The sequence below is a fragment of the Qipengyuania algicola genome (assembly GCF_042492175.1).
In the GTDB taxonomy this organism is placed as follows: Bacteria; Pseudomonadota; Alphaproteobacteria; order Sphingomonadales; family Sphingomonadaceae; genus CAJXSN01.
This window is the reverse complement of sequence record NZ_CP170453.1, coordinates 209,795-235,978: the sequence shown is the minus strand read 5'-3', so window position 1 is coordinate 235,978 and position 26,184 is coordinate 209,795. Positions and strand designations below refer to the sequence as shown.

Sequence of the window (26,184 nt, the reverse complement as noted above, 5' to 3'; positions counted from 1 at the left end):
CACACGTTATCCACAAGAGATTGAAAAAGTGCTTGCGGCCCAAAACGAGAATATCGCGCATAATATGCTGAATCCTTGTGGTAATTTTTTTGTTGCAATGCAGCGCCCTCTACCGCGCATGCGGTTTGCCGCTATGAGAGGCCTCGTGAGCAGCAAATCATGACAGATTGCCAATGACAGAGGAGCGCGCGCAGCGGCCGCATGATCCGCGTGGGGCAGAACGCTTCAACGAGGACCGCGCCGCCTATACTGTGGCCAGTGCGCAGCCCGATCTCGAGGCCGGGGTCAGCGCCATCCGAGAGACGGTGAAGACGCTCAAACCCACGCCCGGCGTTTACCGGATGCTCGATACGCGGGGCGATGTTCTGTATGTCGGCAAAGCGCGCAGCCTGAAGGCGCGGGTGGCCAACTATACGCAGGTCAGCAATCTGACCAACCGGCTGCAGCGCATGGTCAGCCAGTGCCGCGCGATGGAGATCGTCACCACCAATTCAGAGGCCGAGGCGCTGCTGCTGGAGGCGCAGTTCATCAAGCGGTTCCGCCCGCCTTTCAATGTGTTGCTGCGCGACGACAAGAGCTTCCCCTTCATCCTGCTGCGGCAGGGGCACGATTTCCCGCGCATCATGAAACATCGCGGCGCGCGGCGAGCGAAGGGCAATTATTACGGGCCGTTTGCCAGCGCGGGCAGCGTCAACACCACGATCAACGCGCTGCAGAAACTCTTCCTGCTCAGAAGCTGCACCGACAGTTTCTTCGCCAATCGCGACCGGCCTTGTCTGCTCTATCAAATCAAGCGCTGCAGCGCCCCTTGCGTCGGGCGGATCGATGCCGAGGGGTATGACCGGCTGGTGCGCGAGGCGAAGGATTTCCTCGGCGGGAAATCGAGCGCGGTGCAGGCGCAGATGGAACAGCAGATGGCCAAGGCGGCGGAGGAGCTGGACTTCGAAACCGCCGCGATCCTGCGCGACCGGCTGCGCGCGGCGACCTTCATCCAGGGCAGTCAGGCGGTCAACGCGGCAGGGGTGGGCGATGCCGATGTTTTCGCGCTGGCGCACAAGAACGGGCAGATCGCGGTGCAGGCGTTCTTCATCCGCGGCGGGCAGAACTGGGGCCACCGCGCGTTCTTCCCCCGCAACACGGCGGATCAGGAAGACGGGCAGGTGCTCGCCGATGTGCTGCTGCAATTTTACGAAGAAGTGCCACCGCCGCGCACCGTGCTGGTGGACCGCGAACTGCCTGAGCAGGAGCTGATGGAGCAAGCGCTGGGCGAGGCGACAAGGCTGAGCAGCGGCGATGATGGAAAGTCGGCCGGCTATAAAGTCGCGATCTCTATCCCCCAGCGCGGCGACCGGCGGCGGCTGATGGAGCAGGCGCAGCGCAACGCGGTGGAAGCGCTCGACCGGCGCTTGGCCGAAAGCGGCACCAAGGCCAAGCTCAACCGCGAACTGGCCGAGTTTCTTGAGCTGTCCGAACCGCCCCAGCGCATCGAGGTCTATGACAACAGCCATATCCAGGGCGCGAAGGCTGTCGGCGCGATGGTGGTCGCTGGGCCGGAAGGGTTCGAGAAAGCGCAATATCGCAAGTTCAACATCAAGACCGCGCAGACCAATGACGATTTCGGCATGATGCGCGAAGTGATGGAGCGCCGCTTTCGCAAACTGGCAGAGGACGTCGATGCCGAGGACAGCGGAGGCAGGAAAAACAGTCACGAAACGATCTGGCCCGACTTGCTCCTGATCGACGGCGGCAAGGGCCAGATGTCGAGCGTGATGAGCGTGCTGGAAGAACTCGGCATCGCCGACCGCGTGCCGACCATTGCCATTGCCAAGGGGCCGGACCACGGGCGCGAGGGGCGCGAAGTGTTCCACTTCCCCGACGGGCGCGAGAAGACGCTGCCGGTCAATTCGCCGCTGCTCTACCACCTCCAGCGCCTGCGCGATGAAGTCCACCGCTACGCCATCGGCGCCCACCGCGCGAAACGCAGCCGCGCCATCACCGCCAGCCCGCTGGACGAGATCCCCGGCATCGGCCCAGCCCGCAAACGCGCGCTCTTGCTCCATTTTGGCACAGCCGGAAAAGTCCGCGCCGCGTCACTGGAAGACCTGCAACGCGCCCCCGGCGTAAGCGAGGCCGTGGCGCAGACGATCTACGATTTTTACCACGCGGGCGGGTGAGGCCCCTAGACGATCCTGCAGGAAAATCCGCGCATTTGTAACGCAATGGGGGAAGGGGGCGAAAGGGTGTCTGTCTGAACATCAGGAGAGACACATGACCCCCGCATTTCGTTCTTCCCGCCTCGTTTCCACCGCCGCCGCCACTGCCATCGCTGCCGCCGCAATGCTGGCCGCCGGTTCTGCATCGGCCAACGAATTCTACGTCACGGGATCGATCGGCCAGACCAGTCTCGAGCACGAAATCCAGCGTGATCTCGGTCCCAACCCGCCCGCATTGCCGGTGGCCGACACCAGCGGCACCAGCCTGACGTCGGATGACGGCACCAGCCTGCAAATCGCCGCCGGTTACGAGTTCGACCTCGCTGCCCTCCCGGCGTCCATCGGGATCGAGGGCTTCTACAGCTACGAGACCGCCGAGACGCGCAACGTCAACAGCGTTCTGGTCACCGACGTCGAGCTGGATTCCCGTTACGGTGCACGGCTGCTGTTCAATTACGACGTGAACGACAAATTCGGCATCTACACCCATGGCGGCGTCACCGTGATCGATTACGATGTCACCAACAGCTACACTTTTGCGCCGCCGGTGACGGAGCGTTCGGACAGTGAAACTGCCTTCGCCTATGGTGTCGGTGCGCGCTACAATCTGACCGACAATGTCAGCCTGGTGCTCGATTATACCCGGCTGAGCGAAACGCAGTTCGACGGCATTCCGGAGGTTGCGGGCAATACCGGCCGCGTCAATCCGAACCGTCTGGGGCTGGACCGCCTCTCCACCGGCCTGCGTTTCAGCTTCTGATCATGCGTTAGAGCGGCGGCGGGGGGCTTCCCTCGCTCCTGCCGCCGCTCGACTTGCCTAGTTATCGAAGGGCGACTTACCCTTCGGCTGATATTTGCCGGAGTAGCTCTTTGCGCTGCCCGGTCCGCCCTTGGCCCCGGCGTTGGGGCGATCTTTCGGGCCGCCCGCTTTCCACGATGAGTTGCCCTTGCGGTGGCCGCCGGGTTTGGCGGAGTGTTTTCCAGCTGGCTTGCCAGCAGGTTTGCCGTCAAACTTCTTGGCTCCTGGCTTTCCGTCGAACTTCTTGCCAGCCGGCTTCCCGTCGAATTTTTTCGCACCGGGTTTGCGTTCAAACTTGCCGCGAGGCTTGTCATTGCGGGGCCCATCATGGCGCGGTTTGGCGTAGTGCTTGCCGCCGCCTCCCCCTTTGAAGTTGCGCCGGTTGTCGCGGGCTTGCTCGCGCGGACCTTCGGGGGACTCTTCGATCAGGATCGAGTCCTGATCATCGTCGCCATCGGCCGTTCGTTTGAGGGCCTCGGCGAACTTTCCGGCAACGGCGCGGGGAACCTGGAAATGCGTTTCCTCATGCCCGATGCGGATCGCGCCCACTTCGTTGCGGGTGATGTGGCCCCGGCGGCACAGCAGCGGGAGGATCCAGCGCGCCTCGGCGTTCTGGCGGCGGCCCACGGCGATCTTGAACCACACAATGTCCTCAAAACCGGGACGCTTGCGGTCTTGCTTGGCGGCCTCGCGCGCGGCAGGCGTGTTGGCGACCAGCTCTTCGGGCTGAGGCATGGAGGCACGGTGCGCCTGCACCAGAGCCGCCGCAATGTCCTCGGGCGAACGCTGGGCCATCAATTGCTCCGCCAGCTTGCGGTCTTCCTCGTCGAATTCGACCTCGGCGGTCAGCTTTTCCATTAGCCGTTCGCGGTCTTTCACGCGGATTTGTTCGGGCGAGGGGGCGTCCATCCACTCCGCTTCGATCTTCGCGCCGCGCAGCATACCCTCGACGCGCCTGCGCCGGTTGTAGGGGACGATGATCGCGGCGGTGCCCTTCTTGCCCGCGCGGCCCGTGCGGCCCGAGCGGTGCTGCAATGTCTCCGCATCGCGGGGCACTTCGACATGAACCACCAGGCTAAGCGTGGGCAGGTCGATCCCGCGGCTGGCGACATCGGTGGCCACGCACACGCGCACGCGCCGGTCGCGCATAGCCTGCATAGCCTGATTGCGCTCCTGCTGCGAATGCTCGCCCGACAAAGCAACGACGGCAAAGCCGCGTTCCTGCAAGGTCGCGTGCATCCGCCGGACATTGTCGCGCGTGGCGCAGAACAGGATGGCAGTCTCTGCCTCGTGATAGCGCAGCAGATTGACCACCGCATTCTCGATTTCGGCGGGGGCGACGGTGATCGCCTGATAGGCAATATCGCCGTGCCCGCGATCCTGACCGACCAGCGACAGGCGCAGCGCGTCGTTCTGATAACGCTCGGCCAGACGCTCGATCTGGCGCGGCATGGTGGCTGAGAACAGCAAGGTGCGGCGGGTTTCGGGCGCGGCGTCGAGGATCTCTTCCAGATCGTCGCGGAAGCCCATGTCGAGCATCTCGTCCGCCTCGTCCAGAACGACGCCGATCAGGCCGGAGAGATCGAGCGCGCCGCGCTCCAGATGGTCACGCAGGCGCCCGGGCGTGCCGACAACGATCGCGGGCCCGCCACGCAGCGCGCGACGTTCTTTCGAGGCATCCATCCCGCCCACACACGTGGCAATGCGCACACCGACCTGACCGTAGAGCCAGTCCAGCTCGCGGCTGACCTGCAGGGCCAGTTCGCGGGTCGGGGCTATGACCAGCGCCAGCGGCTTTTCCGCCAGCGGCATTTCGCCGAGTTCTGCCAGCAGACTGTCAGCCAGCGCGATGCCGAAGGCGACTGTCTTGCCCGAACCGGTTTGCGCGGAGACGACCAGATCGCGGCCCATCGCTTCGGGTGCAATCACAGCGGCCTGCACCGGCGTGGGCTGCTCATAGCCGCGATGGGACAGGGCATCACGCAGCTTTTCGGGCAGGACGTCAAACGGGGAGGGTGCGGATGCAGACGGGCTGGCAGACGGCGTGTCGGTGTCCGTTGGTGCGGAAGGTTCGGGGGACGGTTGGGAGGACATGAAAGCTCACAAAAAACAGCAGGGTGCGCAGGTTATGCCGGCACCGGAGAAACAGGACATATGGGGCAAAAGCAAGGGGTGCTCCGGCTATCTCGCAAGCCGCGCATCAGCCCTCAATCGACCGGATCACCAGTCAGGCCAAAATTATGTTGCAGCGCACCATAGCACGCTGCGAAGCGTTTGGCTTGCGGTATTTTTCTGGCGAGGGAATTTGCCGCGATCGGCATTTTTCAGAATAGACCACTTCCGGAACAACCCACCAGAATTCGTGCAATCGAGGTTGCCGGTTTCAAATCCTTTGTTAGTGCAAAGTAGATTTGGGGGCAGAAATTTTGGAATATCAGGATGAAAGCGAAGAAGTTTCAATAAGGACCTGGAGGGATGCCTTTTGGCTGGCGGCTGGGTCAACAGCAGCACCAGCGCTTTTATTCGCCTGCTGGATAGCGGGGGCACTGACAGTGGAGGCTGTGCTCAATGGCAGCCCTGCGCAGGAGTTGGCAGCCATGCCGATGATTGCGCCCGCGCTGGCGCCTTTTGCCTGGGCAATTCTCGTGCCATTCCAATTCATAGTCGCGTCAATTTGGCGAAAATCCAGCGACACACGAAAGTGGTTCGTCAGCACAGCGTTTCAGGCGATGTTTGGACTGCCGGTCTTTTTCATTTTCACCGGGTTTATTCTTACGATCCACCTTGCGGTGCCATTGCCAGCAGTCGCGTTGGTCTCCTTTGGGGTTGTCACGATCCTCGCTGTGCTCAGTGCGACGAGTTTTGTGGGCGCTGACAATGGCCGCGCACGCACAGTTTCAGAGCAGCTCGGAGTTATTCCAGGGACCTACAGGGATCTGACTGTTCTTGCAGGCAGTCGCTCGATGCACCGCTTCTTTCAGCGTTTCGGTTCGGGCAATCTGGTCTGGGCCATCGGAATACTTTGCGTGGCGGTTGTCATCCTCTCTTTGGTGCTGGCCATGACGTCGCACCCCCTTTTCATCCTTGGGCTGGTTTTGCTTTTGCCGGTAATGGCTCTGGCGTTTCAGCTGGCGTTTTTGCTCCATTCCAATGTGCGAACTCTTTATTTCCTGTTGGTCGCTGCTCTGGCTGGTGGCCTTTATCTGAATTTGAGCAACCTCAGCCGGGTGGCAGGGCTTTTTTCGCTTCATTCGGAATCGCTCAGCGATCCGCGGGTCTTTCTGTATCTTGCGGTCTCGTCCGTGTCCGCGTTGGTTTCGTTTGTGCTCATCGGTTATTTTTTGGGGCAGGCATTTCAGCTTTCTTCCACCGAGACTGCAAAACTTGCGGTGATCAGCGGAGACAAGCCAAGAAAGGGCAGTTTCTCAAACTCTCTACTACGGGGTATCGGCGCACCAGCATTTGCCGACGTCCTCCCGCAGCGCCGTCGTGAGATCGGCTGGAAGTATGCGGCGAGCGCGGCGCTCGCGGTCCCGATTTTCGTGTTCTTCATGTCGCTCGGAGGGCTCATTAGTGTTCCGCTGAATTTGGTGGCCGGAACATTGTTGGTCGATCCGACGCTAGCATTCGCGAACCTTCCGATCATGGTCGTCGCGCTCATTCTCACGCCGGTTTTTGTGGCCATACTTTACGTCGCGGCGAGCAGTATGATGGATAGCTCTCGGCAAAAGGAGCATCGCGTTCGGGCCGAGGCGACCGAAGAATATCAGGCCATTGATAGTGAGGATCCGAGGCGACCCATTTTGTACCTGCGGCCATTCAATCTCGACGGCATGGATATGACGCAGCAACAGCAATCCAGGCTAGCCCGATTGATGCGGCTCGACAGTCTTTACAGCAGTTTGGATGATGCTGTTCTGAGTGAGGCTCATTCATACGGACCTGTGCTTGCGATAGGCAAACCGGGCGAACCCATGCCGCCCCTTGGTGCAGCCCGGCGTTATGTCTCGGACGATATCTGGCAAGAAGTAGTGAAGGACCTCGCCAGGTCGGCCTCGTTCGTCATCCTGACGGTAGACGATACCGATGGCGTGAAATGGGAAATCGATATGATTTTTCAGCAGACGATGGCCGACAAGGTCCTGTTTCTTACCAGTCCAGAGCTTGGCAAGGACAAAACAAACGCGATTTTCTCCTCGCTGGTCGAACGTCTTTCATGTGACATCGAATTGCCGGAGGATCAGGACATTGTCGGACTGCGCTATGAAAACGGCGGCTGCGAACTGATGGTTGCAGACGAGCTTTCCTTTGAAACCTATTGCATAGCGATTGCTTTGGCGATGAAGGCCCGGTTTAGCCAGGAGGATGCAGAATTCCTGAACGCGGACATTGAAGAGTTGCCCGACGCGGCCTGACTGAATCGGGACACCAACACTGCGGCAGCTGGCACATTTGAGGTCGGCGATATTCGCTTCCGGCGAGACATCATACCCTCTTGCGCTACGCTCGCGGACTGCGCCCACGCATCCCCATGATCTCGCCGGGTGGGACTGGATCAACTTCATGATGCGTCCCGATTCGCCCGGGCCGCGATAAATCGGGGCGAACTGGTCCGCCTGAACCAGACTGCCCGCCTAACCAGCCTTATCTCCGCGTGCGCTCCATCAAATCCACCAGCTCTTCGAATTTTGCGCGCTGTTCTTCGGTATCGCCGCTGGCGATGGCCTCGGCGACGCAGCAGGCGGCGTGGTCTTTCAGCACTTGGCTCTCCACCTTGGCGAGCGCGGCCTTCACCGCCTGCACCTGATGCAGGACATCCATGCAATAGCGGTCATCCTCGATCATCTGCGCAATGCCGCGCACCTGCCCGCCAATCCGGCTGAGCCGCCTGATCTTCGCCGCCTTTGCATCGCTCATGGTCTTTGGTCCGTTGAAATACCCTAGGGGGGTATATATACGCCGCCTGACAATCACTTTTCAAGCTCGTTGGAAACTATGATCAAACCTCTCAATCGCCGTCGTTTCATCACCAGCACTGCTGGGCTGGCAGCAGCCACGGCTATGCCGATGCCTGCCTGGGCGAAGGGCGGCTCGCTGTCCCATGCGAAGAACGGATTTGGCGAGGTGTCGGGCGAGGATATCGAGCTGGCTATCGGCGACCATCACTTCACCACGGGCGGCCGGTCCGGACATGCCTTCGCCGTCAACGGCACTGTGCCGGGGCCGCTCATCCGCCTGCGGGAAGGGCAGGATGTCCGTCTGCATGTGACCAACAATCTGGCCGAAGACAGCTCGATCCACTGGCACGGCCTGCTGCTGCCCTTCCAGTTTGACGGCGTGCCCGGCGTCAGCTTCCCGGGGATCAGGCCGGGGGAGCGCTTCACCTATGAATTCCCGATCCGCCAGAACGGCACCTATTGGTGGCACTCGCATTCCGGCCTGCAGGAACAGGCGGGGCATTACGGCCCGCTGATTATCGAAAGCGCCGATCCGGATCCGCGCTACGACCGCGACTATGTGGTGCTGCTGAGCGAGTTTACCCCGACCCACCCGCACGAAATCATGCGCAAGCTGAAGGTGGGGGAGCATTATTATCAGCGCCAGATGAACAGTGCGACCGAGGGCGACATGTCCGGCGCAGACCGGCGGATGTGGGGCCAGATGCGGATGAACCCGCGCGATATCTCCGATGTGACGGGCTCGACCTACACCTTCCTGATCAATGGCCACGGCCCGGCGGATGATTTGCAGCTGGAGTTCAAACCGGGCGAGCGGGTCCGTCTGCGGGTCATCAATGGCAGCGCGATGACCTTCTTCAACGTCCGCATTCCCGGTGTGCCGATGACGGTGATTCAGGCCGACGGGAAAGACGTGAACGAAGTGGAAGTCGATGAATTCCAAATTGGTGTGGCGGAAACTTACGATGTGATCGTAACGCCGCCCTCTGGCAGCCACGCGATCACGGCAGAGGCGATGGACCGCAGCGGCATGGGCGTCGCCAGCCTGACCAGCCACAAGGGGCACCGCGCCACGCCGCCGCCGCTGCGTGAGATTCCCACCCTGACCATGACCGATATGGGCATGATGGATCACGCCGCCATGGGGCACGACATGTCCGGCATGGAGGGCATGGATCACAATATGCGCGACACCTCGCTGCTGCCCGATGATGTGGAGGCAGGGCCGGGCGTCGATATGGTTTCGCAGGCACCGATGGACCGGATGGATTACCCGGGTCTCGGCCTCGACTCCGTCGATCACCGCGTGCTGCGCTACACCGATCTGAAGGCCAAGCAGGCGAACCCGCACCGCACGGTCGAGCGTGAGATGACCATCCACCTGACCGGCAATATGGAACGGTATATGTGGAGCTTTGACGGCAAGAAGTTCACCGCCGTCACCGATGATCCGATCCGTTTCGGGTTTGACGAGCGGGTGCGGGTGAAGCTGGTCAATGATACGATGATGGCCCATCCGATCCACCTGCACGGGCATTTCTTCGAGCTGGTCAACGGCGCGGATCATATGCACCAGCCGCTGAAGCATACGATGGTGGTGCAGCCGGGCAGCACGGCGACCTTCGATCTGACTGCGAACGAGCCGGGCGACTGGGCATTTCACTGCCACCTGCTGTATCACATGCACGCCGGGATGATGCAGGTGGTGACGGTGCGCCCGTTCCCCGAAGCGCCTGCAAAGGCTTCGTCATGATCCGCGCTCTTTTGCTCACCGGCGCTGCGCTGGCGGCGGCTCCGCTGGCTGCGCAGGACCATTCCATGCATGGCGGACATGATGGGGCAGCGACCGATGTGGCTCCGGCGGAAATGGATCACTGCGCGATGGGGCACCTGCCGCCGGAACAGTGTCCGCCGAAGTCTGGCGCGCAAGTTGAGCCGGAACCAGAGCCAGCGCCAAAGCAGCCCGAGATGGATCATTGCGCCATGGGCCATCTGCCGCCCGAACAGTGCCCGCCTAAAACCGGGTCTGCCGCGCATGGGAAGATGGATCATTCCGCGCACGGGATGGGCACTGATAAATCCGCACCCGGTGCTGCGCCGGAAAGCGCCGTGCCTGCGCGCGCACTTGCAGGGCCTCGCTATGCTGCCGATGCGATCTGGGGCGCAGAGGCGATGGCTCCCTCCCGCGCGCAGCTCGCCCGCGAAAATGGCGGCATGAAAACCGGCATGGTTCTGGTCGAGCGGCTGGAAGCGCGCTTTGCCACCGATCGCGGCGGCAAGGACGGATACGTCTGGGACGCACAGGGCTGGTATGGCGGAGACATCAGCCGCTTCGTCATCAAGACGGAAGGCGAAGGCGAACTGGGCGGCGCGCTGGAGGACGCCGAGATACAGGCGCTCTACAGCCACGCCATCGGCCCGTTCTTCGATTTCCAAGGCGGCGTACGGCTGGATGCAGAGCCCGAAACACGCGCGCATCTGGTGCTGGGTGTGCAGGGCCTCGCGCCCTATTGGTTCCACGTCGACGGCGCGCTGTTCCTGTCGGACAAGGGCGATCTGACCGCGCGGCTGGAGGCGGAATATGATCAGAAAATCACCCAGCAATGGATCCTGCAACCGCGCATCGAAGTGGAGCTGTCCGCGCAGGACATTCCCGAGCGCGAGATCGGCGCAGGAATTACCAAGATCGAGCCGGGGTTGCGGCTGCGCTACGAAATCGTGCCCGAATTCGCGCCCTATGTGGGCGTGGAATACGAGGCAAAGCTAGGGCAAACCGCCGATATCGCCCGCGCGGATGGCAAGGACGCCGACGGGATCAAAGTGCTGGTCGGTCTGCGCGGCTGGTTCTGATCCCCGGCGTCAGCTTTTCCCCTTACGCCGCCGCATCATGCCTTCTTGCGCCACGCTCGCGACCAGCTCGCCTGCGCGGTTGTAGATGCGGCCGCGGTTGAAGCCCCGGCCCGATCCGCTCCACGGGGCGTCGGTGGCGTAGAGGAGCCATTCGTCGGCGCGGGCTTCGCGGTGGAACCATAGCGCGTGGTCGAGGCTGGCCCCGACCAGCTCGCCGCGCATCCACGAAAGGCCGTGGGGCAGGGCGCTGGTGCCCAGCAGCGTGTAATCGCTGGCATAGGCGATAATTGCGCGGTGGATCGCCGGGTTGTCCTCGATTGCGGGCAAGATGCCGGAGGTTTTGAACCAGCTGTGCGCGCGCGGCTCCTTGGGCTCGCTGTTCATCCAGTGGAGCTTGTCCGTGGTGCGCATTTCGATGGGGCGAGGGCGCAGCATGATCTTGCGGGTCGCTTCGGGCAGGTTCGCCTTGTCCGCGAAATGACGCCGCATCTCCATGTCGGATTTGAGCTCCTCTGGCGGGGGCACATCGGGCATCACGCTGTCCTGATGGGCCATGCCGTCCTCGGGCCGCTGGAAACTGGCGGTGAGGTTGAGAATGGGTTTGCCGTTCTGGCTGGCGACCGCCCGGCGATTGGCGAAACTGCGGCCTTCGAAATCGCGCGCGGTTGCGTAGTCGATGCCGACGCCTTCCTCGCCGCCGCGCAGGAAATAGGCGTGGAGCGAGTGTGCATGCTTGCCATCCTCCACCGTTGCCTGTGCGGCCTGCAACGCCTGCGCGATCACCTGCCCGCCGAACACACGGCCAAAGCCGTCCTTCTGCTGGCGGCCTGCAAACGCATCATCGCCGGTGCGCTCTACAGTCAGCAGGCGGACGAGGCCGTCGGTGAGTTTTTGCGGGTCGGGGGCGGTATCGGGGCCGTTATCGGGAGTGTCGTCGCTCATCCCGCGGGCCATGCGGCGGAAGGGTGGCGCGCGTCAATTGGCCAATTTGGAAGAGACGTTTAGGCGACCAGCTTCAGGCGGCGCATCGCGCGGTAGGCGAGGGCCTTGCCGCGATTGCCCGCAGGCCAGCGTCCCGGCGGGGCAGGGCTGATCCCGGCGTCGCGCATCAGCGCGTTGAAGGCCCGCGCATCGGCTTCGGCAAAGCTCCAGTCGCTGCGCCATGTGATGCTCAGCGAGATGGAGCTGGCGGGACCGTTACGGACAAAATGCGGGGCCATGACCGGCACGAAGAGCGCCTGCCCGGGAGACAGCGCGAATTCGGTGCCGCCTTGCGCCAGATCATCGGTCCATGTCAGCTCCCGCGCGCCGCCGGTGTGATAGCCTTCGTGCACTGCATCGGGGGCGTAGGTGGGGTCGCCCGCCGGGAACTGGGTCATCGTCTTGGAGCCGGTCAGCTGGAGCAGAATGTTGTGCTCCGGATCGAAGTGATAGGGCGTCACGGCGTTCGGGCTGGAGATGAAGATGAAGCCCTGCGGGCGCAGCATCGCGCCCGTTTTCTCCTCGATGGCGGGGCGCAATTCGTCGAGCAGGCGCAGCAAAAGAGCCTCGTAGGAAGGCACCTGTTCGATATTCTTGAGCACGGCCCAGCTGTTGCTGGTGGCGATGTGGCGGATGGTGTCCTGAATGGAGCGCCCCGTCGCGCCGGGTTTGCCGTCCACGCCGATGGGCAGGTCCCCGCGATTATACTCGATGCTCGCTTCGGGAAGCGCGCCGGCAAGACCCGCCAGCGCATCGAGCGTCAGCAGATCGTGCCGCTCGAGCGAATGACGCAGCGTATGCGGCGTTTCGGGATAGCCTAGCGCAAACAGATCGCGCGAGGAGCGCGGGAACACGGTCTCGGGCAGGTCCGCGACACTGTCTTGCGCGTTATTGTCTGCGGCGGGGAAGGAGGGGCTGTCCATCAATCTGTCCTTCAAAGGCCTTTGGGCAGGGCGCGGTTTTCGGCGGTCAGGAAGGCGCGGGCGGCTTGGCGGCGCATGATGCCACCCAGCGCCACAGATACACGCACGACCTCGCGTTTTTCGCGCCAGATGCGTTCGATCATCGGGTGGTCGGGCGCGGCGCAGCTGTCGCACCAGGCAATGTCTTCGCGCGCCAGAATGTCGAGGTTCTCGCGCTGCAACAAAACGCCGGGGCTGAAGCGCGCATAGCGTTCGTCATAGGCGGTCTTGAAGCTGAAGCTGCCGGGCGCGGTCAGGAAATTGGCCAGCATGGCAATCGGCGCGCCATCGAGATTGAGCGACAGGCGTTCGAGCCTGCCCGCCTGCGCTGCGCCTGCCAGACTGTCGCGGAAGAAAGCGGCGGTATCGGGGGCACTGGCGAGTGCAGAGCGTTCGTTGCCTTTCCAGCCCGAAGCTTCCAGTGCGAGAAACTGCTGCGTCCATTCGGGCAATTGCGCATCATCCGTCTGGCGGACAAATTCCAGCGCGCCTTCTTCGCCCAGACGGCGGGACTGGCGGCGCAGCTCTTTGCGCTTCTTGGTGCTCATCGACTGGGCGAAATAGTCTTCCGGCGAGAGGTCGGAGATGAGCATCGCGCGCTCCTCCCGTTGGACCACCGCTGCCGGGCGGCGGTCACGTGCGGTTGTATCGCGCAAGGCGTCATAGAGCGGCCCGTCCGAGGGGAGGCCGGTCAGATGCAAGAACATCGCATTGCCCTGTGCAGCATCCGCCCACTCCAGCAGGGCCGCCCAGAAGGTGTGTTCCTGCCCCGCAAGCACCAGCGGCGCACCGCAAAAGGCATTGGCATGCAGCCAGGCCCGCTGATGGGGCACGGGATAGCCGTAATAATCTCCGCTCAGCGCCAGTGGCAGCAGCCCGATCAGCCGTTCATCCCGGTAAAAGCAGGCAAGGCGCACCGAGTACGCCGGATCGAATGCGGCCAGCGCAGGCAGCAGGCACCAGCGTTCGAAAAACGGATTGGGCGTGGAGGCGTTTTGCGCCAGCGCATCCCAGGCAACGGCCGGCACGCTGCCGGCCCGCGTGGATACCACGCGCGTCATGCCGACCGGGTCGGCAGGTGCAATTGTCCGGGCCTGACTCGCCACCGTTAACCTTCGTAAGCGCCGCGCAACCTTCTGCGCTCGTCTCCGGTAACTGCTTTTGACTTCGGAATGTTTAAGCGGTGCGCCCGCGTCCCGTGTCGATACAAAAGGCCCCGCCCGGGTTAACGCCGGGCGGGGCCTTTCTCGTCCCGTTATGGGAAGCTTCGGATCAGCCGACCGCGAGCGCTGCGAGCAGCAGCAGAGCGACAATGTTGGTGATCTTGATCATCGGGTTCACAGCCGGGCCGGCGGTATCCTTGTAAGGATCGCCAACCGTATCGCCGGTCACCGCAGCCTTGTGGGCTTCGGAGCCTTTGCCGCCGTGATTGCCGTCTTCGATGTACTTCTTGGCATTGTCCCATGCACCGCCACCCGCGGTCATGGACAGCGCCACGAAGACACCCGAGACGATCACGCCCAGAAGCAATGCACCCAGAGCGGCAAAGCCATTGGCCTGACCCGCCACTGCGGTGATTGCAAAGTACACCACGATGGGCGCGAACACCGGCAGCATCGAAGGCAGGATCATTTCCTTGATCGCCGCCTTCGTCACCAGATCCACCGTGCGGGCATAGTTGGGACGGCTGGTCCCTTCCATGATGCCGGGGTCTTTCGCGAACTGGTCACGCACATCGACAACCACGTCACCGGCGGCGCGGCCCACGGCGGTCATGCCCATCGCACCGAACAGGTACGGGAGCAGAGCGCCGAGCAGCAGGCCGACAATGACATAGGGGTTTTCAAGGCTGAAGCTGACTTCCAGATCGGGGAAGAACTCCTTCAGGTCGGCCGTGTAGGCACTGAACAGCACCAGCGCGGCCAGACCGGCGGAACCAATGGCATAGCCCTTGGTCACAGCCTTGGTCGTGTTGCCCACAGCGTCCAGCGCGTCCGTCTTGTCACGCACGCTCTGGTCCAGTTCCGACATTTCGGCGATACCGCCGGCATTGTCGGTGACCGGGCCATAGGCGTCCAGAGCAACCACCATGCCAGCGAGAGCCAGCATCGAAGTAGCAGCGAAGGCAATGCCCATCAGGCCGGCCAGCTGATACGTCACGATGATGCCGACCACGATGACCAGCGTCGGCAGGGCGGTCGATTCCAGCGAGATCGCCAGACCCTGAATGACGTTGGTGCCGTGGCCCGTTTCGGACGACTTGGCGATCGAGCGGACCGGACGGTATTCCGTGCCGGTGTAGTACTCGGTGATCCAGATGATCAGACCGGTTACAGCCAGACCGACCATCATCGACCAGAACAGGTCCATGCCGGTGAAGGTCTGCTCGCCCACGGTGTAGCTGGCGTCCATGCCGATGGTGTAGCTTGTCGCCCACCAGATCGCCGGGATCGACAGCACCGCAGTGGTGATGAAGCCCTTGTACAGCGCGCCCATGATGTTCTCGGACTTGCCGAGACGGACCATGTAGGTGCCGATGATCGAGGTGATGATGCAGACACCGCCAACCAGCAGCGGCAGGCTCATCAACGCAGTCAGTTCAGGCAGCGCGAGGCCAGTGAACAGCAGCGCGGTCAGAACCATAGTGGCCCCGACGGTCACGACATAGGTCTCGAACAGGTCGGCAGCCATACCGGCGCAGTCACCCACATTGTCGCCTACGTTATCGGCGATGGTGGCAGGGTTGCGTGGATCATCCTCGGGGATGCCTGCTTCGACTTTACCCACCAGATCGGCGCCGACATCGGCAGCCTTGGTGAAGATGCCGCCGCCCAGACGGGCGAAGATCGAAATCAGCGAAGCACCGAAGGCGAGGCCGACCAGCGCGTCGATAATCTCGCGCTTCTCTTCCAGCACGGTGAGGTCCAGCCCCATCGAAACCGTCAGCAGGTAGAAGAACCCGGCAATGGACAGTAGCGCGAGGCCGGCGACCAGCATGCCGGTGACGGCACCGGCGCGGAACGCCACGGTCAGGCCCTGTTGCAGACCGGACTGTGCAGCAGCGGCGGTGCGAACGTTCGAGCGGACCGAGATGTTCATCCCGATAAAGCCCGCGACGCCCGACAAGACCGCGCCAACCACGAAGCCGGCGGTCGAGATCGGACCGAGGAAGATGAAAACGATGATCGCCACGACCACACCGACGATGCCGATGGTGGTGTATTGGCGGCGCAGATAGGCCTGGGCACCCTCTTGGATGGCCCCGGCGATTTCCTGCATTTTCTCATTCCCGGCGCCCGCGCCGAGGACCTGGCGACTGGTTACAAAGCCGTAGATTACGGCCACCAATCCCAGAATGATCGAGAGTAAAATTACATTCACGATTATTCCCCCTACGTCCGGCCAATTTTTTAGACCGGCATCCATTATCAATAGTGAAAGGCCCCGCTTTCGCAGGGCCGCTCTGCGCACGCGCTATAGTGGCTGTGAGGGCAGGTGCAAGCTTTCGCTTGGCCCCGTTCCCCCGCTCAAATCGATAGGCACGCCATTCGGGCTACTGACGGGCCGCTGCGGGACCGGGGCGGCCAATAGCGGCCCAATTCAAGACGCTTTGAATTCAGGTCGCTACAGCCCTTCGCCCTTACTTGCGGGGCTTTGTGGTTAAGCGTATGCTAACCATCATGCAGGTCGCTCTGAAAAAGCTGTTCGCCATCATGCCGTTTCTCTTCGGCATCGGATTTATCGCGCCGCTGATTGCGCAAGTCATGGCCCTGTGGGGCTGGGAAGCGCCATTCGGGATGGAACGGATCGTCTTCGGTCTGGTGATCGGGGCGGCCTGGGGGCTCTACGCGACGATCAGGGGGCGCTGGATATGACCGACCATTACACCATCCATCCGCGCGTCGGCGAAGCCGAAGGCGTGGATTTCGATGTTGGTCCCGCGGATGATGATGGCGCGGTTGCGCTCGCGCCGGATACGAAGCCGTCTGGCGATGCACCGGCCATTCCGCTGCGCGCTCCGGCAGAGCTGGACAAGCACACGCGGGTCGAGCTGCTGAAGGAAGAGCGCAAGATTGCAGCCAAATATCACGGCGGCCCGATGTGGGGCTATGTCGCGGCGACGTGGGGCGGTTATGCCGTGTGGCTCGCGCTGTTCCCGCTGACCATGCTCGATCTGGTGCCGATGTGGATTGCGTTTCCGCTGGCGACCTTCATCGCGACCGCAGGCTACATCCCCGCGCATGAGGCGATGCATGACAATATCGCGCGGCCCGGCAGCAAGCATCGCTGGGTGAACGAATGGGTCGGCAAGGTTGCGACCATCCCCATCGTCTTCCCGTTCTCGCTCGCCCGCCTGATGCATTTGCAGCACCACTATCACTGCAACGATCCGGTCAAGGACCCCGACTATCCGGATGAAGCACCCGGCTTCTGGTCCGCGTGGTACAAGACGTGGTATAACCGCCAGCCGGGCGTCGATGGGACGATCAACACCTACAAGCGGGTGGTCGCCGAAATGGGCACGCCCGAGGCTGCCAAGGCGCTGAAAGACACCATCATGGTCCAGCTGCTGTATATGGCGGTGCTGTTTACGATGGCATGGTCGGGCTATGCGATCGAGGCCGCGCTGGTCTGGTGGCTGCCGCGCCATATCGCGCTGAGTTATGTGCGGTTCTATCTCAGCTGGGTGCCACACCACCCGCGCGAAGGGCGCACCGGCCGGTACGAACAGACAAAGGTCTTCAAGAGCAAGATCGGCCATTTCCTGTCGATGTGCATGGAAACGCACGCGGTGCATCACCTTTATCCCGGAATTCCGAACCACCGGACCAAGGCCGCCTATTACGAGCTGAAGCCGATTCTGGAGAAGCGCGGCGTCGATTGCTCCGCGCTGTAGGGCCGCGCGGCTCTAATGCGTGTAGCCGAGGCCCTCGCGGCCCGTGATCGGCAATCCGTCCAGGATTAGCGGGACTTCGCCTTCTTCCACCGTTCCCACGGGAACCGCCGGCACGGGTAATTTCGCGGAGAGCGGCGCGGTAAATAGCAGCTGGTAATCATCGCCCCAGCGCAAGGCATCGGCGCGGCGATCCTCCGGCGCATCAATCGGCACATCGTCCGACGCGATCACCAGCGTGAGCCCGCTGGCCGTCGCCATCCGCCAGCTGTCGAGCAGCAAACCGTCCGACACATCCATCATGGCGCTGACGAGCGGGGCGAGCGCCTGCCCCTCGGCCAGCAGCGGGGCGGGGCAGCGGAAGGCGGTGCTGGCTTCGCCGGTGTCGTCCCGCAACGCTTCGAACCCCATCATTGCCGCGCCGACCGGGCCGGTCAGGAACAGTGTGTCGCCCGGCTGCGCCGTGCTGCGCGAGGGTACGGGAGTGTGCGTTGCCCGGCCAATGGCGGTCAGGCCCAGCGTGCGCGCACCATCGCCAGCGGACACGGTATCGCCCCCAAGCAAAGGACAGTTGAACGCAGTCAGCGCCGCGCGCAGGCCCGCGACAAACCGCTCGTCTCCATCCCCCAGTGTGTGTCCCAGCAGCACGCCGAGCGGCTCCGCGCCCTTGGCTGCGAGGTCGGAAAGGTTGGTCGCCACCAGTTTCCACGCGACATCCGCCATGTCTTGTGAGGGTAGCCAATGCCGCCCCTCGACCATCGCATCATGGGTCAGGACCAGCGTTTCGTCACCGACTTCCAAGACAGCCGCATCATCCACCAATCCGCGTGCGGCGGGGTGCGGGGCCAGTGCCCGGAAAGATTGGATGAAGTCGAGTTCGTTCATGGTCAAACCCTGAAACCGCTCGTCCTGAGCCTGTCGAAGGACCGCACTTTCTTCCAGCGTTGCCTCAAAAGAAAAGGACGACCCTTCGACAGGCTCAGGGTGAGCGGATTTGGGAGGGGCAGAATTTGTCTCAGTCCCGCACATCCTTGGCCACAGCATCCAGCAGCCCGTTCACAAACTTCGCCTCGCGGTCATCGAAGAACGCTTTCGCCACATCGACATATTCGCTGATCACGCTGGCCTTGGGCACATCCGCGCGGGCTATCAGCTCATAGGTGCCTGCGCGCAGGATTTGCAGCATCGCCTTGTCCAGCCGCCGAAGCGACCAGCCACCGGCCAGCCGCAGCTCGACCGCCGCGTCGATCTCGTCGCTGCGCGCATCGACGCCTTTCACGATGTCATCGAAAAAGTCGGTTTCCGCATCGGCATATTGCTCGTCCTCGACTTCCTGCCCCAGCCGGTGCTGGTGAAATTCGTCGAGCAATTTAGCGAGCGGGGTGGCCTCCATATCCTTCTGGTACAGCGCCTGCACGGCAGCAAGGCGGGCGGCGGAGCGCGCAACGGATCGTTTCGGAGTGCTCATTTGAGGCGCATTTCTATCGAGGCGGCATGGGCGGGCAGCCCTTCCGCATGGGCAAGGCGGGCGGCTGCGGGGCCGAGCGCGGCAAGGCCGGCATCGTCCATCGCGATGAAGCTGGTCCGCTTCATGAAATCGAGCACCGACAATCCGCTGGCAAAGCGCGCGCGGCGTCCCGTTGGCAGAACATGGTTTGGGCCAGCAACGTAATCACCGATGGCCTCTGGCACATTGCGCCCCAGGAAGACACTGCCCGCATGGCGCAGGCCCTTCATCAGGCTATCAGGATCGTCCACCGCCAGTTCGACATGCTCCGCCGCCAGCCGGTTGGCGAGGGGGAGGGCATCTTCGAGGCGGTCGACCACGATCAGCGCGCCATTGGCATCCCAGCTGGCGCGGGCGACTTTGTGGGTGGCAAGCGCGGCGCATTGCACATCGACCTGATCTTCCACCATGGCGGCAAAGGCGGCGTCGTCGGTAATCAGGATCGACTGGCTGGTCGGGTCGTGCTCGGCCTGGCTGAGCAGATCGGCGGCGATCCACTCGGGCTTGTTCTTGCCATCCGCGATCACCAGAATTTCGCTCGGCCCGGCGACCATATCGATGCCGACCGTGCCGTAAAGCTGGCGCTTCGCCTCTGCGACCCACGCATTGCCTGGGCCGGTGATGACATCGACCGGCGCGATCCGCTGTGTCCCATAGGCCAGCGCGCCTACGGCCTGCGCTCCGCCGACCCGCCAGATTTCGTCCACGCCGGCAATATGCGCGGCGGCGAGCACCAGCGGATTGACCTGTCCCTTGGGTGTGGGGGTGACCACTGCCAGCCGCTCCACCCCGGCAACGCGGGCGGGAATGGCGTTCATCAGCAGCGAGGAAGGATAGGCCGCGCGTCCGCCGGGCACATACAGGCCCGCTGCATCCACCGGCGTCCATGTCGCGCCCAGCCGCACGCCCGCATCATCGGTATAGTCCCGGTTTTCCGGGATCTGCGCCTGATGATAGGCGGTGATCCGGTCGGCTGCGAATTGCAGCGCGTCACGCAGATCGGGATCGAGCGCCGCGTAGGCCGCAGCGCATTCCTCCGCGCCGATCTGCCAATCGGCATCGCTCGATAGAGCATGGTCATCGAAGCGCTGGGTGTATTCGACCAGCGCTGTGTCGCCCTGTGCCTTCACCCGCGCCAAAATGTCGGCGACGTCGCGCGACACATCCTGCGCGGTGTCGCGCCGGGCCTCTACCAGCCGGGTGAAGCGGGCTTCGAAATCGGGATCATTGGCCGAGAGAGAGCGCATCACGCGGCCCGCCTTTTCTCGGCATCGCTCCGGAAAGCCTCGACCAGTGCGGCCACACGGGCATCGGTCTTCAGCGCCGCGCGGTTGACGATCAGGCGGGCGGAAATGTCGAGAATACGCTCGCGCTCCACCAGCCCGTTATCCTTCAGCGTGCGCCCGGTGGACACCAGATCGACAATCCGGCCAGCCAGACCCAGCGAGGGCGCGATTTCCATGGCTCCGTTCAGCTTGACGCATTCGGCCTGAATGCCCTGTGCCTCGAAGAAACGCCTGGTCAGATTGGGATATTTCGTCGCCACCCGCAAATGGCTGGCCCCGCGCGATGCCCCGGCACTGGCATCGGCAGGCTCTGCCACCGCCAGATGGCAATGGCCGATATCCAGATCGACGGGGGCATAGAGGTCTGAATAGTCAAATTCCTCGATCACGTCCGAGCCGACAATGCCCATCTGCGCCGCGCCATGCGCCACGAAGGTCGCCACATCGAAGGCGCGCACGCGGATCAGCGCCATGTCCTCGGCCTCGCAGGCGAAGGTCAGGCTGCGGTTGCTCTTGTCGTGAAACGCGGCTTCCGGCACGACACCGGCACGCGCCATGACCGGCAGCGCCTCGTCCAGAATACGGCCCTTGGGCACGGCGAAGGTGATCGGCATTTGCGGCATGGCGGGCGAGATAGGGGTGCAGGCAGGAAAGGGCAATCTGTATGGGCGACAAAGGCGAGCAATCCGGCGCGATTATGGACATTTCCTCGATTGCCGAGGGCGTGGAGTGGCAGGCGCATCATGCCGAGCAGGCCGGCGCGACCGGTACCGCGATGGTGGTGCGTGCGCTGATGGCGCTGGAGGATAGCGATGCGGCCACGGCGCGGCGGATATTTAGCTGGACCGGCCCGATCATCAAGGACGCGATGCCGCTGCGCATTAATGGCGGACTGCACAATCTGGTGCTGACCGGAGAGGACACGCGGCTGGGCGACGTCTATGGCGGCCGCGTGCGCGATCAGGCGGTGGCCGATGCGCTGGTGCGCGAGCTGGTGGAAACATACGACACCCGCCTGCTGCCATGGCTCGACGGTCCGCCGCAGACCAACGAAGCGGGGCGCTCTGCCAGCCTGATGGCGGGATTGCTGTGGCTGGCCGAGCGTGTCGGGTCCAAATTCGAAATGCTGGAAATCGGATCGAGCGCAGGCATCAATACGATGATGGAGCGGTATTTCTTCGATCTGGGCGGAGTGGAGGCGGGGTCACCGGAAAGCCCGATGCGGATCGTGCCGGAATGGCGCGGCGATCCGCCGCCAGCGACCTCACCTGAAATCGTATCGATCCGTGGCTGCGATATCGCGCCGGTCGATCTGACCGATCCGGAAGCGGCGCTGCGATTGAAGAGCTATGTCTGGCCGGAAGCAACCGAGCGCATGGGGCGGATCGATGCGGCGGTCCAGCTGGCGAGCGAGGGTGCACCGGATGTCACGGCGCAGGATGCCGGCAGTTTCGTTGCGGATGCTTTGCAAAGGCCGCAGCAGCCGAATGTTACCCGCGTATTGTTTCACTCGATCGTGTGGCAATATGTCCCCGCCGATCAGCAGCAGGCGATCGAAGCAGCGATGGAAGCCGCAGCTAAAGAGGCAAGCGCGGAGACGCCGCTGGCGTGGCTGTCGCTAGAGACGAACCGCGAGACGTTCCGGCATGAACTGGTCGTAAGGTCTTGGAATGGCAGAGATGCGCAGGGCGAGCCGCATTTGCTGGCCTGCGCCCACCCGCATGGCGCATGGGTGGAGTGGCTTGCGTGAATTCACTCACCAGCCACATCTACCGCCCCAGAAACTCCTCCATCGCCGCATTGACCGCTTCAGGCGCTTCCCACGGGACGAAGTGGCCGCAATCGGGGACTTTCACCACGGTGAGATCGTCGATCACGTCGTCGAGCCCCTCCAGATTTTCAGGCGGCAGCGCGCCGTCGTCCAGTGCCCAGATCACCAGCGTCGGAATGGTCAGGTCGGGCAGGGCGGGCGGCGTCCAGTCGGTTGGAATTTCGAAAGGAGCATCCATCGGCGGTACGTCGATCGGGCTGCCGCGATAGTAGTTGATCATGCCCACCGCCGCCTCGCGGTTCTTGAAATCCTCCAGCAGAGCGGCGCGTTCTTCGGGTTCCATCGCATCGGGCCGGTCCCAGCTGACTTCCTGCTGCAAAATGCCGGTAATTCCCTTCTCGCGGATCAGCGCATCATTGGCCGCATCGCGGAAGCCGCGAATATACTGGCTCGCCTCGCGCTGGCCTGGATGGGTGTAGAGCAGGCGCTGGAAGATCAGCGGATGCGGGGCGTTGGCAATGATCGCGCGGTCCACGTGGCTGCCTTGGCCGTTCAGCGCAACGCCCCACGCAATCGCGCCGCCCCAATCGTGGCCGACAATGGTGAAGCGCTCCACCCCCAGCGCATCGGCCAGCAGGAACACGTCGCCGATCATCTTGTCCGGTGTGTAGGAAGCCACGTCCTGCGGCTTTGACGAACCGCGATAACCGCGCTGGTCGGGCGCGATGCAGCGATAGCGGCCTGAAAAGTGGCGGATCTGGTGCCGCCACGTTCGGTGGCTTTCGGGAAAGCCGTGGAGGAAGATCAGCACTTCGGCGTCTCTCGGTCCTACGTCGACGAAATCGAGCTCGATGCCATTCGCCAAACGCACACGCGATTGTTCCATCACTCGCCGGCCTCCATTTTTTCCATATAGCCATCGGCGACCATTGCGGCGACCTGATCGAACAGCTGATCGGGGGTGCGCCGCATTTCGCCCATGGCTTCTTCCATGCCGCGCGCGACCACGATCTCGCGCTGGCCCGCCGCCACGGCATCGAGCATCGTCCTGGCCGCCTCGTCCGCCGGAATACCGTTATCGATCACGGAATCGCTTTTCTCGCGGCGGGCCCCGTCGCCTTTCAACGCGTTGCGGCTGACATCGGTGGCGACCGATCCGGGATAGATCACATGCACCCCGACCCCGTCCTGCGACAGCTCGCCCCGCAGCGCATCGGCATATCCCGCCAGACCGAATTTCGCGGCGCAATAGGCGGTGCGCATCGGGACACCGACCTTGCCCGCAATGCTGCTGATAAACAGGAGCCGCCCCGATTTACGCGGGGCCATATGCGGGAGCAGCGCCTGCGTCGCGGCGATCTGCGCGGTCAGGTCGATATCGATGATGTCACGGTAGACCTGCATATCGGTCTTGGTTGCGCGGCTGCGCTGGGAGACACCGGCATTGGCCACGAAGCCGTCAATGCCGCCTGAATTCTTGGCGGACCATTTCACCGCCTTTTCTGTCGCCGCCAGCATCGCTGCATCGTCGCGCACGTCGAAGGGCAGGAGGAGCGTTTCGGTGGTGATATCGCCCGCGACCCCGGCCAGCCGCTCCTCGTCACGGCCCGACAGGATGACCCGCGCTCCGCGCGCGCCCAGTTCGCGGGCCAGGCCTGCGCCAATCCCGCTCGATGCGCCGGTGATCCACCAGCATTCGTTCTCGTATGTCATGCTCTCTCCCTGACGATGTTCAGGGATAGGTGACCGTCTTCGGCCTTTCGGGCAAGGGGATGTGTTCTTCCTCGTCACCGGGAACTGTCGGGAAGCGGCCCGCGCGCCAATCTTCCTTTGCCTGCTCGATCCGTTCCTTGCTGGAGGAGACGAAGTTCCACCACGCGGTGCGCTTGGTCGTGAAGGCCTCTCCGCCCAGCAGCATGACGCGCGCGCCTTTGCCGGAACGCACAGTCATCGCCGCGCCCGGTTTCAGCACGGTGAGCGTATAAAGACCGAGCGGAGTGTCATCGACCTCGGCCTCTCCGCCGACCAGCATCAGCGCGCGCTCATCCGCTTCCGCTTCGATGGGAATCGCCCCTTGTGGACCAAGCACGATCTCGGCGTAGATCGTATCGGCATAGGTCGTGGTCGGCGCGCGGCTTCCCCACAGTTCGCCCATGATAACGATGGCCTTGCTGGAGCTGTCCTCGATCACTGGCAGGTCGCGTTTCTCCTCAAAGGCGGGGTCGATCTCCTCGCGCCCGTCGGGCAGCGCGAGCCATGTCTGCATGCCGTAAAGCTGCGGGCCCTTCGCGCGTTCCGCGGCCGGGCTGCGTTCGGAATGCACGATGCCGCGCCCCGCCGTCATCAGATTGACCTGTCCGGGCCGGATGGTGCTGAAAGACCCGAGCGAATCGCGGTGGTCGATGGCACCCTGAAACAGCCAGGTGACGGTCGCCAGATTGATATGCGGGTGGGGGCGCACATCCATCCCCTTGCCGATATCCATCGAGCCGGGACCGAACTGATCGACGAAGATAAACGGGCCGACCATGCTGCGTGTCCGTGCAGGCAGGGCGCGGCGAACTTCGAACGCGCCCAGATCATGGGTGACCGGGGTTATGGTCTGTTCGATCATGCGCCGGTTCCTTCGGTGAGCAGGCCTGATACGAGCGCCGCAGCGTCTGCCGGGTAAATCGCCTCGTGCCAGTCTTCCATCTCGGCCATGGTGAACCAGCGGTGCTGTTTCATCACCTGTTGCTCAAGTTCGGTATGGCCGGATGTGTCGATCTGCGGATCGTCGACATGGACGATGTAAAACCGCTCGTCGCCCTGGACCGGCTCACCCTCGACGGTCTTAAATTGCGGCTGCATCCGCAGCACCTGCTCCCCCGGATCGGCGATGATCCCGGTTTCCTCGCGCAGTTCGCGGCGCGCTGCGTCCTCGAAGCTTTCGCCCGGATCGCATTCGCCGCCCGGTGTGATCCAGAAGGGCGGGCGGTCGGACACATCGTAGCGAAACATCAGCATACGCCCCTGCGTATCGAGGACGAACAGCCGCGCCGCGCGGCGCAATCGGAGGGGAGCGCTGTCAGCCACCGGATCTAATCCTCGTAGAGGCTTTCCTCGCGCAGTTTCAGCCCGGCGGTCTGCAGCGGCGTCACCGCCTTTTCAAACTGCTTAGGAGTCATGCGGGTGAAGCGTTTGAATTCCTTGTTTAAATGCGACTGGTCGAAATAGCGCAGCGCGGCCAGATCGGTCTCGCTAGGCGAGCTGAATCCGCGCATCGCGGTAGCCATGTCGAGGAACCGGCTACGGCGCAGAACGGCCTTGGGGGTCAGGCCGAATGTGTCGCGGCAGCGGCGTTCCAGCTGACGGGTAGAGAGATTGGCACGGGCGGCGACCTCCTCCACCAGCATCTTCGAATCGGTCCGCGCAATAGCTTCCAACTGGGCCATCGCATCGTCGGTTTCGCGCGTGCCCACCTGGGCGAGGCGTGTGCGGATAGTGTCCTCCATGCAGGCGATGATCGCGTCGTCGCCGTCTGCCGCCTTAAGCTCGGCTTCCATGGTTGTGGCAAGATCGCCCCATAACTCGCTGAGCGGGAACAAATTGTCGCGAAACTTGTGATGCGGCCAGGGGAACAATGCCTTCCAGCCGCAAGGGCGGATAGCGATGCCCAGCACTTTGAAGCTGCCTTTCACCCGAACCGGAAAGGGCCGCTCGTTTGCGCCAAAAAGCAGTGTGTCGGACGGGCGATCCCACACACCGGGCTCCACCTCGCCCTTCCAGTCTCCGTCCAGCAGGATGCGGATGAAAGCGGTTTCAGAGAGGAGGAAATCCTCGATCACCATCTCGTCGGGCAGCTCCGCCTCGAAGATGTAGTAGCGCCGGATGTACGGTGCCAGATCTTCGCCAGGGCGGAAGGTGCGCGACAGCAGCATGGGCGTTACCCGGAAACCGTTCGAATTGGGGCTGTGCGACTCA

23 protein-coding genes are annotated in these 26,184 nt (G+C 63.0%); 8 read left to right on the top strand and 15 right to left on the bottom strand.

Annotated features, from left to right (window positions below; translation table 11 throughout):
• Positions 1-173: 173 nt before the first annotated feature.
• On the top strand, positions 174-2,174 hold the full coding sequence (gene uvrC / locus ACFCW2_RS01205) for an excinuclease ABC subunit UvrC (protein ID WP_379547558.1): 2,001 nt from the start codon (positions 174-176) through the stop codon (positions 2,172-2,174).
• 94 nt (positions 2,175-2,268) lie between these two features.
• Positions 2,269-2,973, top strand: a complete 705-nt coding sequence (locus ACFCW2_RS01200; RefSeq protein WP_379547557.1) for an outer membrane protein — start codon at positions 2,269-2,271, stop codon at positions 2,971-2,973.
• A 57-nt stretch (positions 2,974-3,030) separates the two neighbouring features.
• Here ACFCW2_RS01200 and ACFCW2_RS01195 read toward each other — a convergent pair whose 3' ends face one another.
• Entirely contained in the window at positions 3,031-5,106 is a 2,076-nt protein-coding gene (locus tag ACFCW2_RS01195) for a DEAD/DEAH box helicase (protein ID WP_379547556.1), read from the bottom strand.
• A 332-nt stretch (positions 5,107-5,438) separates the two neighbouring features.
• Here ACFCW2_RS01195 and ACFCW2_RS01190 point away from each other — a divergent pair, with 332 nt between their 5' ends.
• On the top strand, positions 5,439-7,427 hold the full coding sequence (locus ACFCW2_RS01190; protein WP_379547554.1) for a hypothetical protein: 1,989 nt from the start codon (positions 5,439-5,441) through the stop codon (positions 7,425-7,427).
• Between the two features lie 229 nt (positions 7,428-7,656).
• Here ACFCW2_RS01190 and ACFCW2_RS01185 read toward each other — a convergent pair whose 3' ends face one another.
• Positions 7,657-7,929 carry a metal-sensitive transcriptional regulator gene (locus ACFCW2_RS01185; protein ID WP_379547553.1) on the bottom strand — a complete coding sequence of 91 codons (273 nt, stop codon included), beginning with the start codon at positions 7,927-7,929 and terminating at the stop codon, positions 7,657-7,659.
• 78 nt (positions 7,930-8,007) lie between these two features.
• Here ACFCW2_RS01185 and ACFCW2_RS01180 point away from each other — a divergent pair, with 78 nt between their 5' ends.
• Both ACFCW2_RS01180 and ACFCW2_RS01175 read left to right on the top strand, forming a co-directional pair.
• On the top strand, positions 8,008-9,723 hold the full coding sequence (locus ACFCW2_RS01180) for a copper resistance system multicopper oxidase (RefSeq protein WP_379547551.1): 1,716 nt from the start codon (positions 8,008-8,010) through the stop codon (positions 9,721-9,723).
• Positions 9,720-10,820 carry a copper resistance protein B gene (locus ACFCW2_RS01175; protein WP_379547549.1) on the top strand — a complete coding sequence of 367 codons (1,101 nt, stop codon included), beginning with the start codon at positions 9,720-9,722 and terminating at the stop codon, positions 10,818-10,820. The genes ACFCW2_RS01180 and ACFCW2_RS01175 overlap by 4 nt, the downstream gene beginning before the upstream one ends.
• Positions 10,821-10,829: 9 nt before the next feature.
• Here the strand turns inward: ACFCW2_RS01175 and ACFCW2_RS01170 are convergent, their stop codons facing one another.
• The 4 genes from ACFCW2_RS01170 to ACFCW2_RS01155 form a co-directional block, all read right to left on the bottom strand.
• Positions 10,830-11,762: an acyl-CoA thioesterase gene (locus tag ACFCW2_RS01170; protein WP_379547547.1), complete on the bottom strand. Its 933-nt coding sequence runs from the start codon at positions 11,760-11,762 to the stop codon at positions 10,830-10,832.
• A 59-nt stretch (positions 11,763-11,821) separates the two neighbouring features.
• Positions 11,822-12,724 (bottom strand): transcriptional regulator, encoded by a 903-nt coding sequence (locus tag ACFCW2_RS01165; RefSeq protein ID WP_379547546.1) that lies wholly within the window; start codon positions 12,722-12,724, stop codon positions 11,822-11,824.
• 11 nt (positions 12,725-12,735) lie between these two features.
• Complete coding sequence (locus ACFCW2_RS01160) at positions 12,736-13,869, bottom strand: GNAT family N-acetyltransferase (protein WP_379547544.1); 1,134 nt, start codon at positions 13,867-13,869, stop codon at positions 12,736-12,738.
• A 166-nt stretch (positions 13,870-14,035) separates the two neighbouring features.
• On the bottom strand, positions 14,036-16,144 hold the full coding sequence (locus ACFCW2_RS01155; RefSeq protein ID WP_379547543.1) for a sodium-translocating pyrophosphatase: 2,109 nt from the start codon (positions 16,142-16,144) through the stop codon (positions 14,036-14,038).
• A gap of 299 nt (positions 16,145-16,443) precedes the next feature.
• On the opposite strand from ACFCW2_RS01155, the gene ACFCW2_RS01150 reads away from it, so the two are divergent.
• Both ACFCW2_RS01150 and ACFCW2_RS01145 read left to right on the top strand, forming a co-directional pair.
• A complete protein-coding gene (locus ACFCW2_RS01150) occupies positions 16,444-16,638 on the top strand; it encodes a hypothetical protein (protein ID WP_379547542.1) in 195 nt (64 codons plus the stop codon).
• On the top strand, positions 16,635-17,660 hold the full coding sequence (locus tag ACFCW2_RS01145; RefSeq protein ID WP_379547541.1) for a fatty acid desaturase: 1,026 nt from the start codon (positions 16,635-16,637) through the stop codon (positions 17,658-17,660). Before ACFCW2_RS01150 ends, ACFCW2_RS01145 begins: the two co-directional genes overlap by 4 nt.
• A 12-nt stretch (positions 17,661-17,672) precedes the next feature.
• Here the strand turns inward: ACFCW2_RS01145 and thiL are convergent, their stop codons facing one another.
• The 4 genes from thiL to hisG form a co-directional block, all read right to left on the bottom strand.
• Complete coding sequence (thiL, locus tag ACFCW2_RS01140) at positions 17,673-18,542, bottom strand: thiamine-phosphate kinase (protein ID WP_379547540.1); 870 nt, start codon at positions 18,540-18,542, stop codon at positions 17,673-17,675.
• A gap of 130 nt (positions 18,543-18,672) precedes the next feature.
• Entirely contained in the window at positions 18,673-19,125 is a 453-nt protein-coding gene (nusB, locus tag ACFCW2_RS01135) for a transcription antitermination factor NusB (protein WP_379547538.1), read from the bottom strand.
• A complete protein-coding gene (hisD, locus tag ACFCW2_RS01130) occupies positions 19,122-20,411 on the bottom strand; it encodes a histidinol dehydrogenase (RefSeq protein ID WP_379548903.1) in 1,290 nt (429 codons plus the stop codon). The genes nusB and hisD overlap by 4 nt, the downstream gene beginning before the upstream one ends.
• Entirely contained in the window at positions 20,411-21,073 is a 663-nt protein-coding gene (gene hisG, locus ACFCW2_RS01125) for an ATP phosphoribosyltransferase (RefSeq protein ID WP_379547537.1), read from the bottom strand. Before hisG ends, hisD begins: the two co-directional genes overlap by 1 nt.
• A 41-nt stretch (positions 21,074-21,114) precedes the next feature.
• Between hisG and ACFCW2_RS01120 the strand changes: the two genes are divergently transcribed.
• Positions 21,115-22,200 (top strand): DUF2332 domain-containing protein, encoded by a 1,086-nt coding sequence (locus ACFCW2_RS01120; protein WP_379547535.1) that lies wholly within the window; start codon positions 21,115-21,117, stop codon positions 22,198-22,200.
• Between the two features lie 19 nt (positions 22,201-22,219).
• Here ACFCW2_RS01120 and ACFCW2_RS01115 read toward each other — a convergent pair whose 3' ends face one another.
• The 5 genes from ACFCW2_RS01115 to ACFCW2_RS01095 are packed head-to-tail and all read right to left on the bottom strand — an operon-like array spanning position 22,220 to position 26,141.
• On the bottom strand, positions 22,220-23,107 hold the full coding sequence (locus tag ACFCW2_RS01115) for an alpha/beta fold hydrolase (protein ID WP_379547533.1): 888 nt from the start codon (positions 23,105-23,107) through the stop codon (positions 22,220-22,222).
• Entirely contained in the window at positions 23,107-23,934 is an 828-nt protein-coding gene (locus tag ACFCW2_RS01110) for an SDR family oxidoreductase (RefSeq protein WP_379547532.1), read from the bottom strand. Before ACFCW2_RS01110 ends, ACFCW2_RS01115 begins: the two co-directional genes overlap by 1 nt.
• A gap of 19 nt (positions 23,935-23,953) precedes the next feature.
• Positions 23,954-24,835, bottom strand: a complete 882-nt coding sequence (locus ACFCW2_RS01105) for a pirin family protein (protein ID WP_379547530.1) — start codon at positions 24,833-24,835, stop codon at positions 23,954-23,956.
• Positions 24,832-25,296 carry an NUDIX hydrolase gene (locus tag ACFCW2_RS01100; RefSeq protein ID WP_379547529.1) on the bottom strand — a complete coding sequence of 155 codons (465 nt, stop codon included), beginning with the start codon at positions 25,294-25,296 and terminating at the stop codon, positions 24,832-24,834. Before ACFCW2_RS01100 ends, ACFCW2_RS01105 begins: the two co-directional genes overlap by 4 nt.
• Positions 25,297-25,301: 5 nt before the next feature.
• Positions 25,302-26,141, bottom strand: a complete 840-nt coding sequence (locus ACFCW2_RS01095; RefSeq protein ID WP_379547527.1) for a helix-turn-helix domain-containing protein — start codon at positions 26,139-26,141, stop codon at positions 25,302-25,304.
• Between the last annotated feature and the right edge of the window lie 43 nt (positions 26,142-26,184).

Coding starts and splice junctions, on each gene's coding strand:
- uvrC (WP_379547558.1), top strand. CDS start 174: ATGACAGAGGAGCGCGCGCAGCGGCCGCATGATCCGCGTGGGGCAGAA.
- ACFCW2_RS01175 (WP_379547549.1), top strand. CDS start 9,720: ATGATCCGCGCTCTTTTGCTCACCGGCGCTGCGCTGGCGGCGGCTCCG.
- ACFCW2_RS01180 (WP_379547551.1), top strand. CDS start 8,008: ATGATCAAACCTCTCAATCGCCGTCGTTTCATCACCAGCACTGCTGGG.
- ACFCW2_RS01150 (WP_379547542.1), top strand. CDS start 16,444: ATGCAGGTCGCTCTGAAAAAGCTGTTCGCCATCATGCCGTTTCTCTTC.
- ACFCW2_RS01110 (WP_379547532.1), bottom strand. CDS start 23,934: ATGACATACGAGAACGAATGCTGGTGGATCACCGGCGCATCGAGCGGG.
- hisD (WP_379548903.1), bottom strand. CDS start 20,411: ATGCGCTCTCTCTCGGCCAATGATCCCGATTTCGAAGCCCGCTTCACC.
- ACFCW2_RS01145 (WP_379547541.1), top strand. CDS start 16,635: ATGACCGACCATTACACCATCCATCCGCGCGTCGGCGAAGCCGAAGGC.
- nusB (WP_379547538.1), bottom strand. CDS start 19,125: ATGAGCACTCCGAAACGATCCGTTGCGCGCTCCGCCGCCCGCCTTGCT.
- ACFCW2_RS01165 (WP_379547546.1), bottom strand. CDS start 12,724: ATGGACAGCCCCTCCTTCCCCGCCGCAGACAATAACGCGCAAGACAGT.
- ACFCW2_RS01095 (WP_379547527.1), bottom strand. CDS start 26,141: ATGCTGCTGTCGCGCACCTTCCGCCCTGGCGAAGATCTGGCACCGTAC.
- hisG (WP_379547537.1), bottom strand. CDS start 21,073: ATGCCGCAAATGCCGATCACCTTCGCCGTGCCCAAGGGCCGTATTCTG.
- ACFCW2_RS01115 (WP_379547533.1), bottom strand. CDS start 23,107: ATGGAACAATCGCGTGTGCGTTTGGCGAATGGCATCGAGCTCGATTTC.
- ACFCW2_RS01170 (WP_379547547.1), bottom strand. CDS start 11,762: ATGAGCGACGACACTCCCGATAACGGCCCCGATACCGCCCCCGACCCG.
- ACFCW2_RS01185 (WP_379547553.1), bottom strand. CDS start 7,929: ATGAGCGATGCAAAGGCGGCGAAGATCAGGCGGCTCAGCCGGATTGGC.
- ACFCW2_RS01200 (WP_379547557.1), top strand. CDS start 2,269: ATGACCCCCGCATTTCGTTCTTCCCGCCTCGTTTCCACCGCCGCCGCC.
- ACFCW2_RS01195 (WP_379547556.1), bottom strand. CDS start 5,106: ATGTCCTCCCAACCGTCCCCCGAACCTTCCGCACCAACGGACACCGAC.
- ACFCW2_RS01105 (WP_379547530.1), bottom strand. CDS start 24,835: ATGATCGAACAGACCATAACCCCGGTCACCCATGATCTGGGCGCGTTC.
- thiL (WP_379547540.1), bottom strand. CDS start 18,542: ATGAACGAACTCGACTTCATCCAATCTTTCCGGGCACTGGCCCCGCAC.
- ACFCW2_RS01120 (WP_379547535.1), top strand. CDS start 21,115: ATGGGCGACAAAGGCGAGCAATCCGGCGCGATTATGGACATTTCCTCG.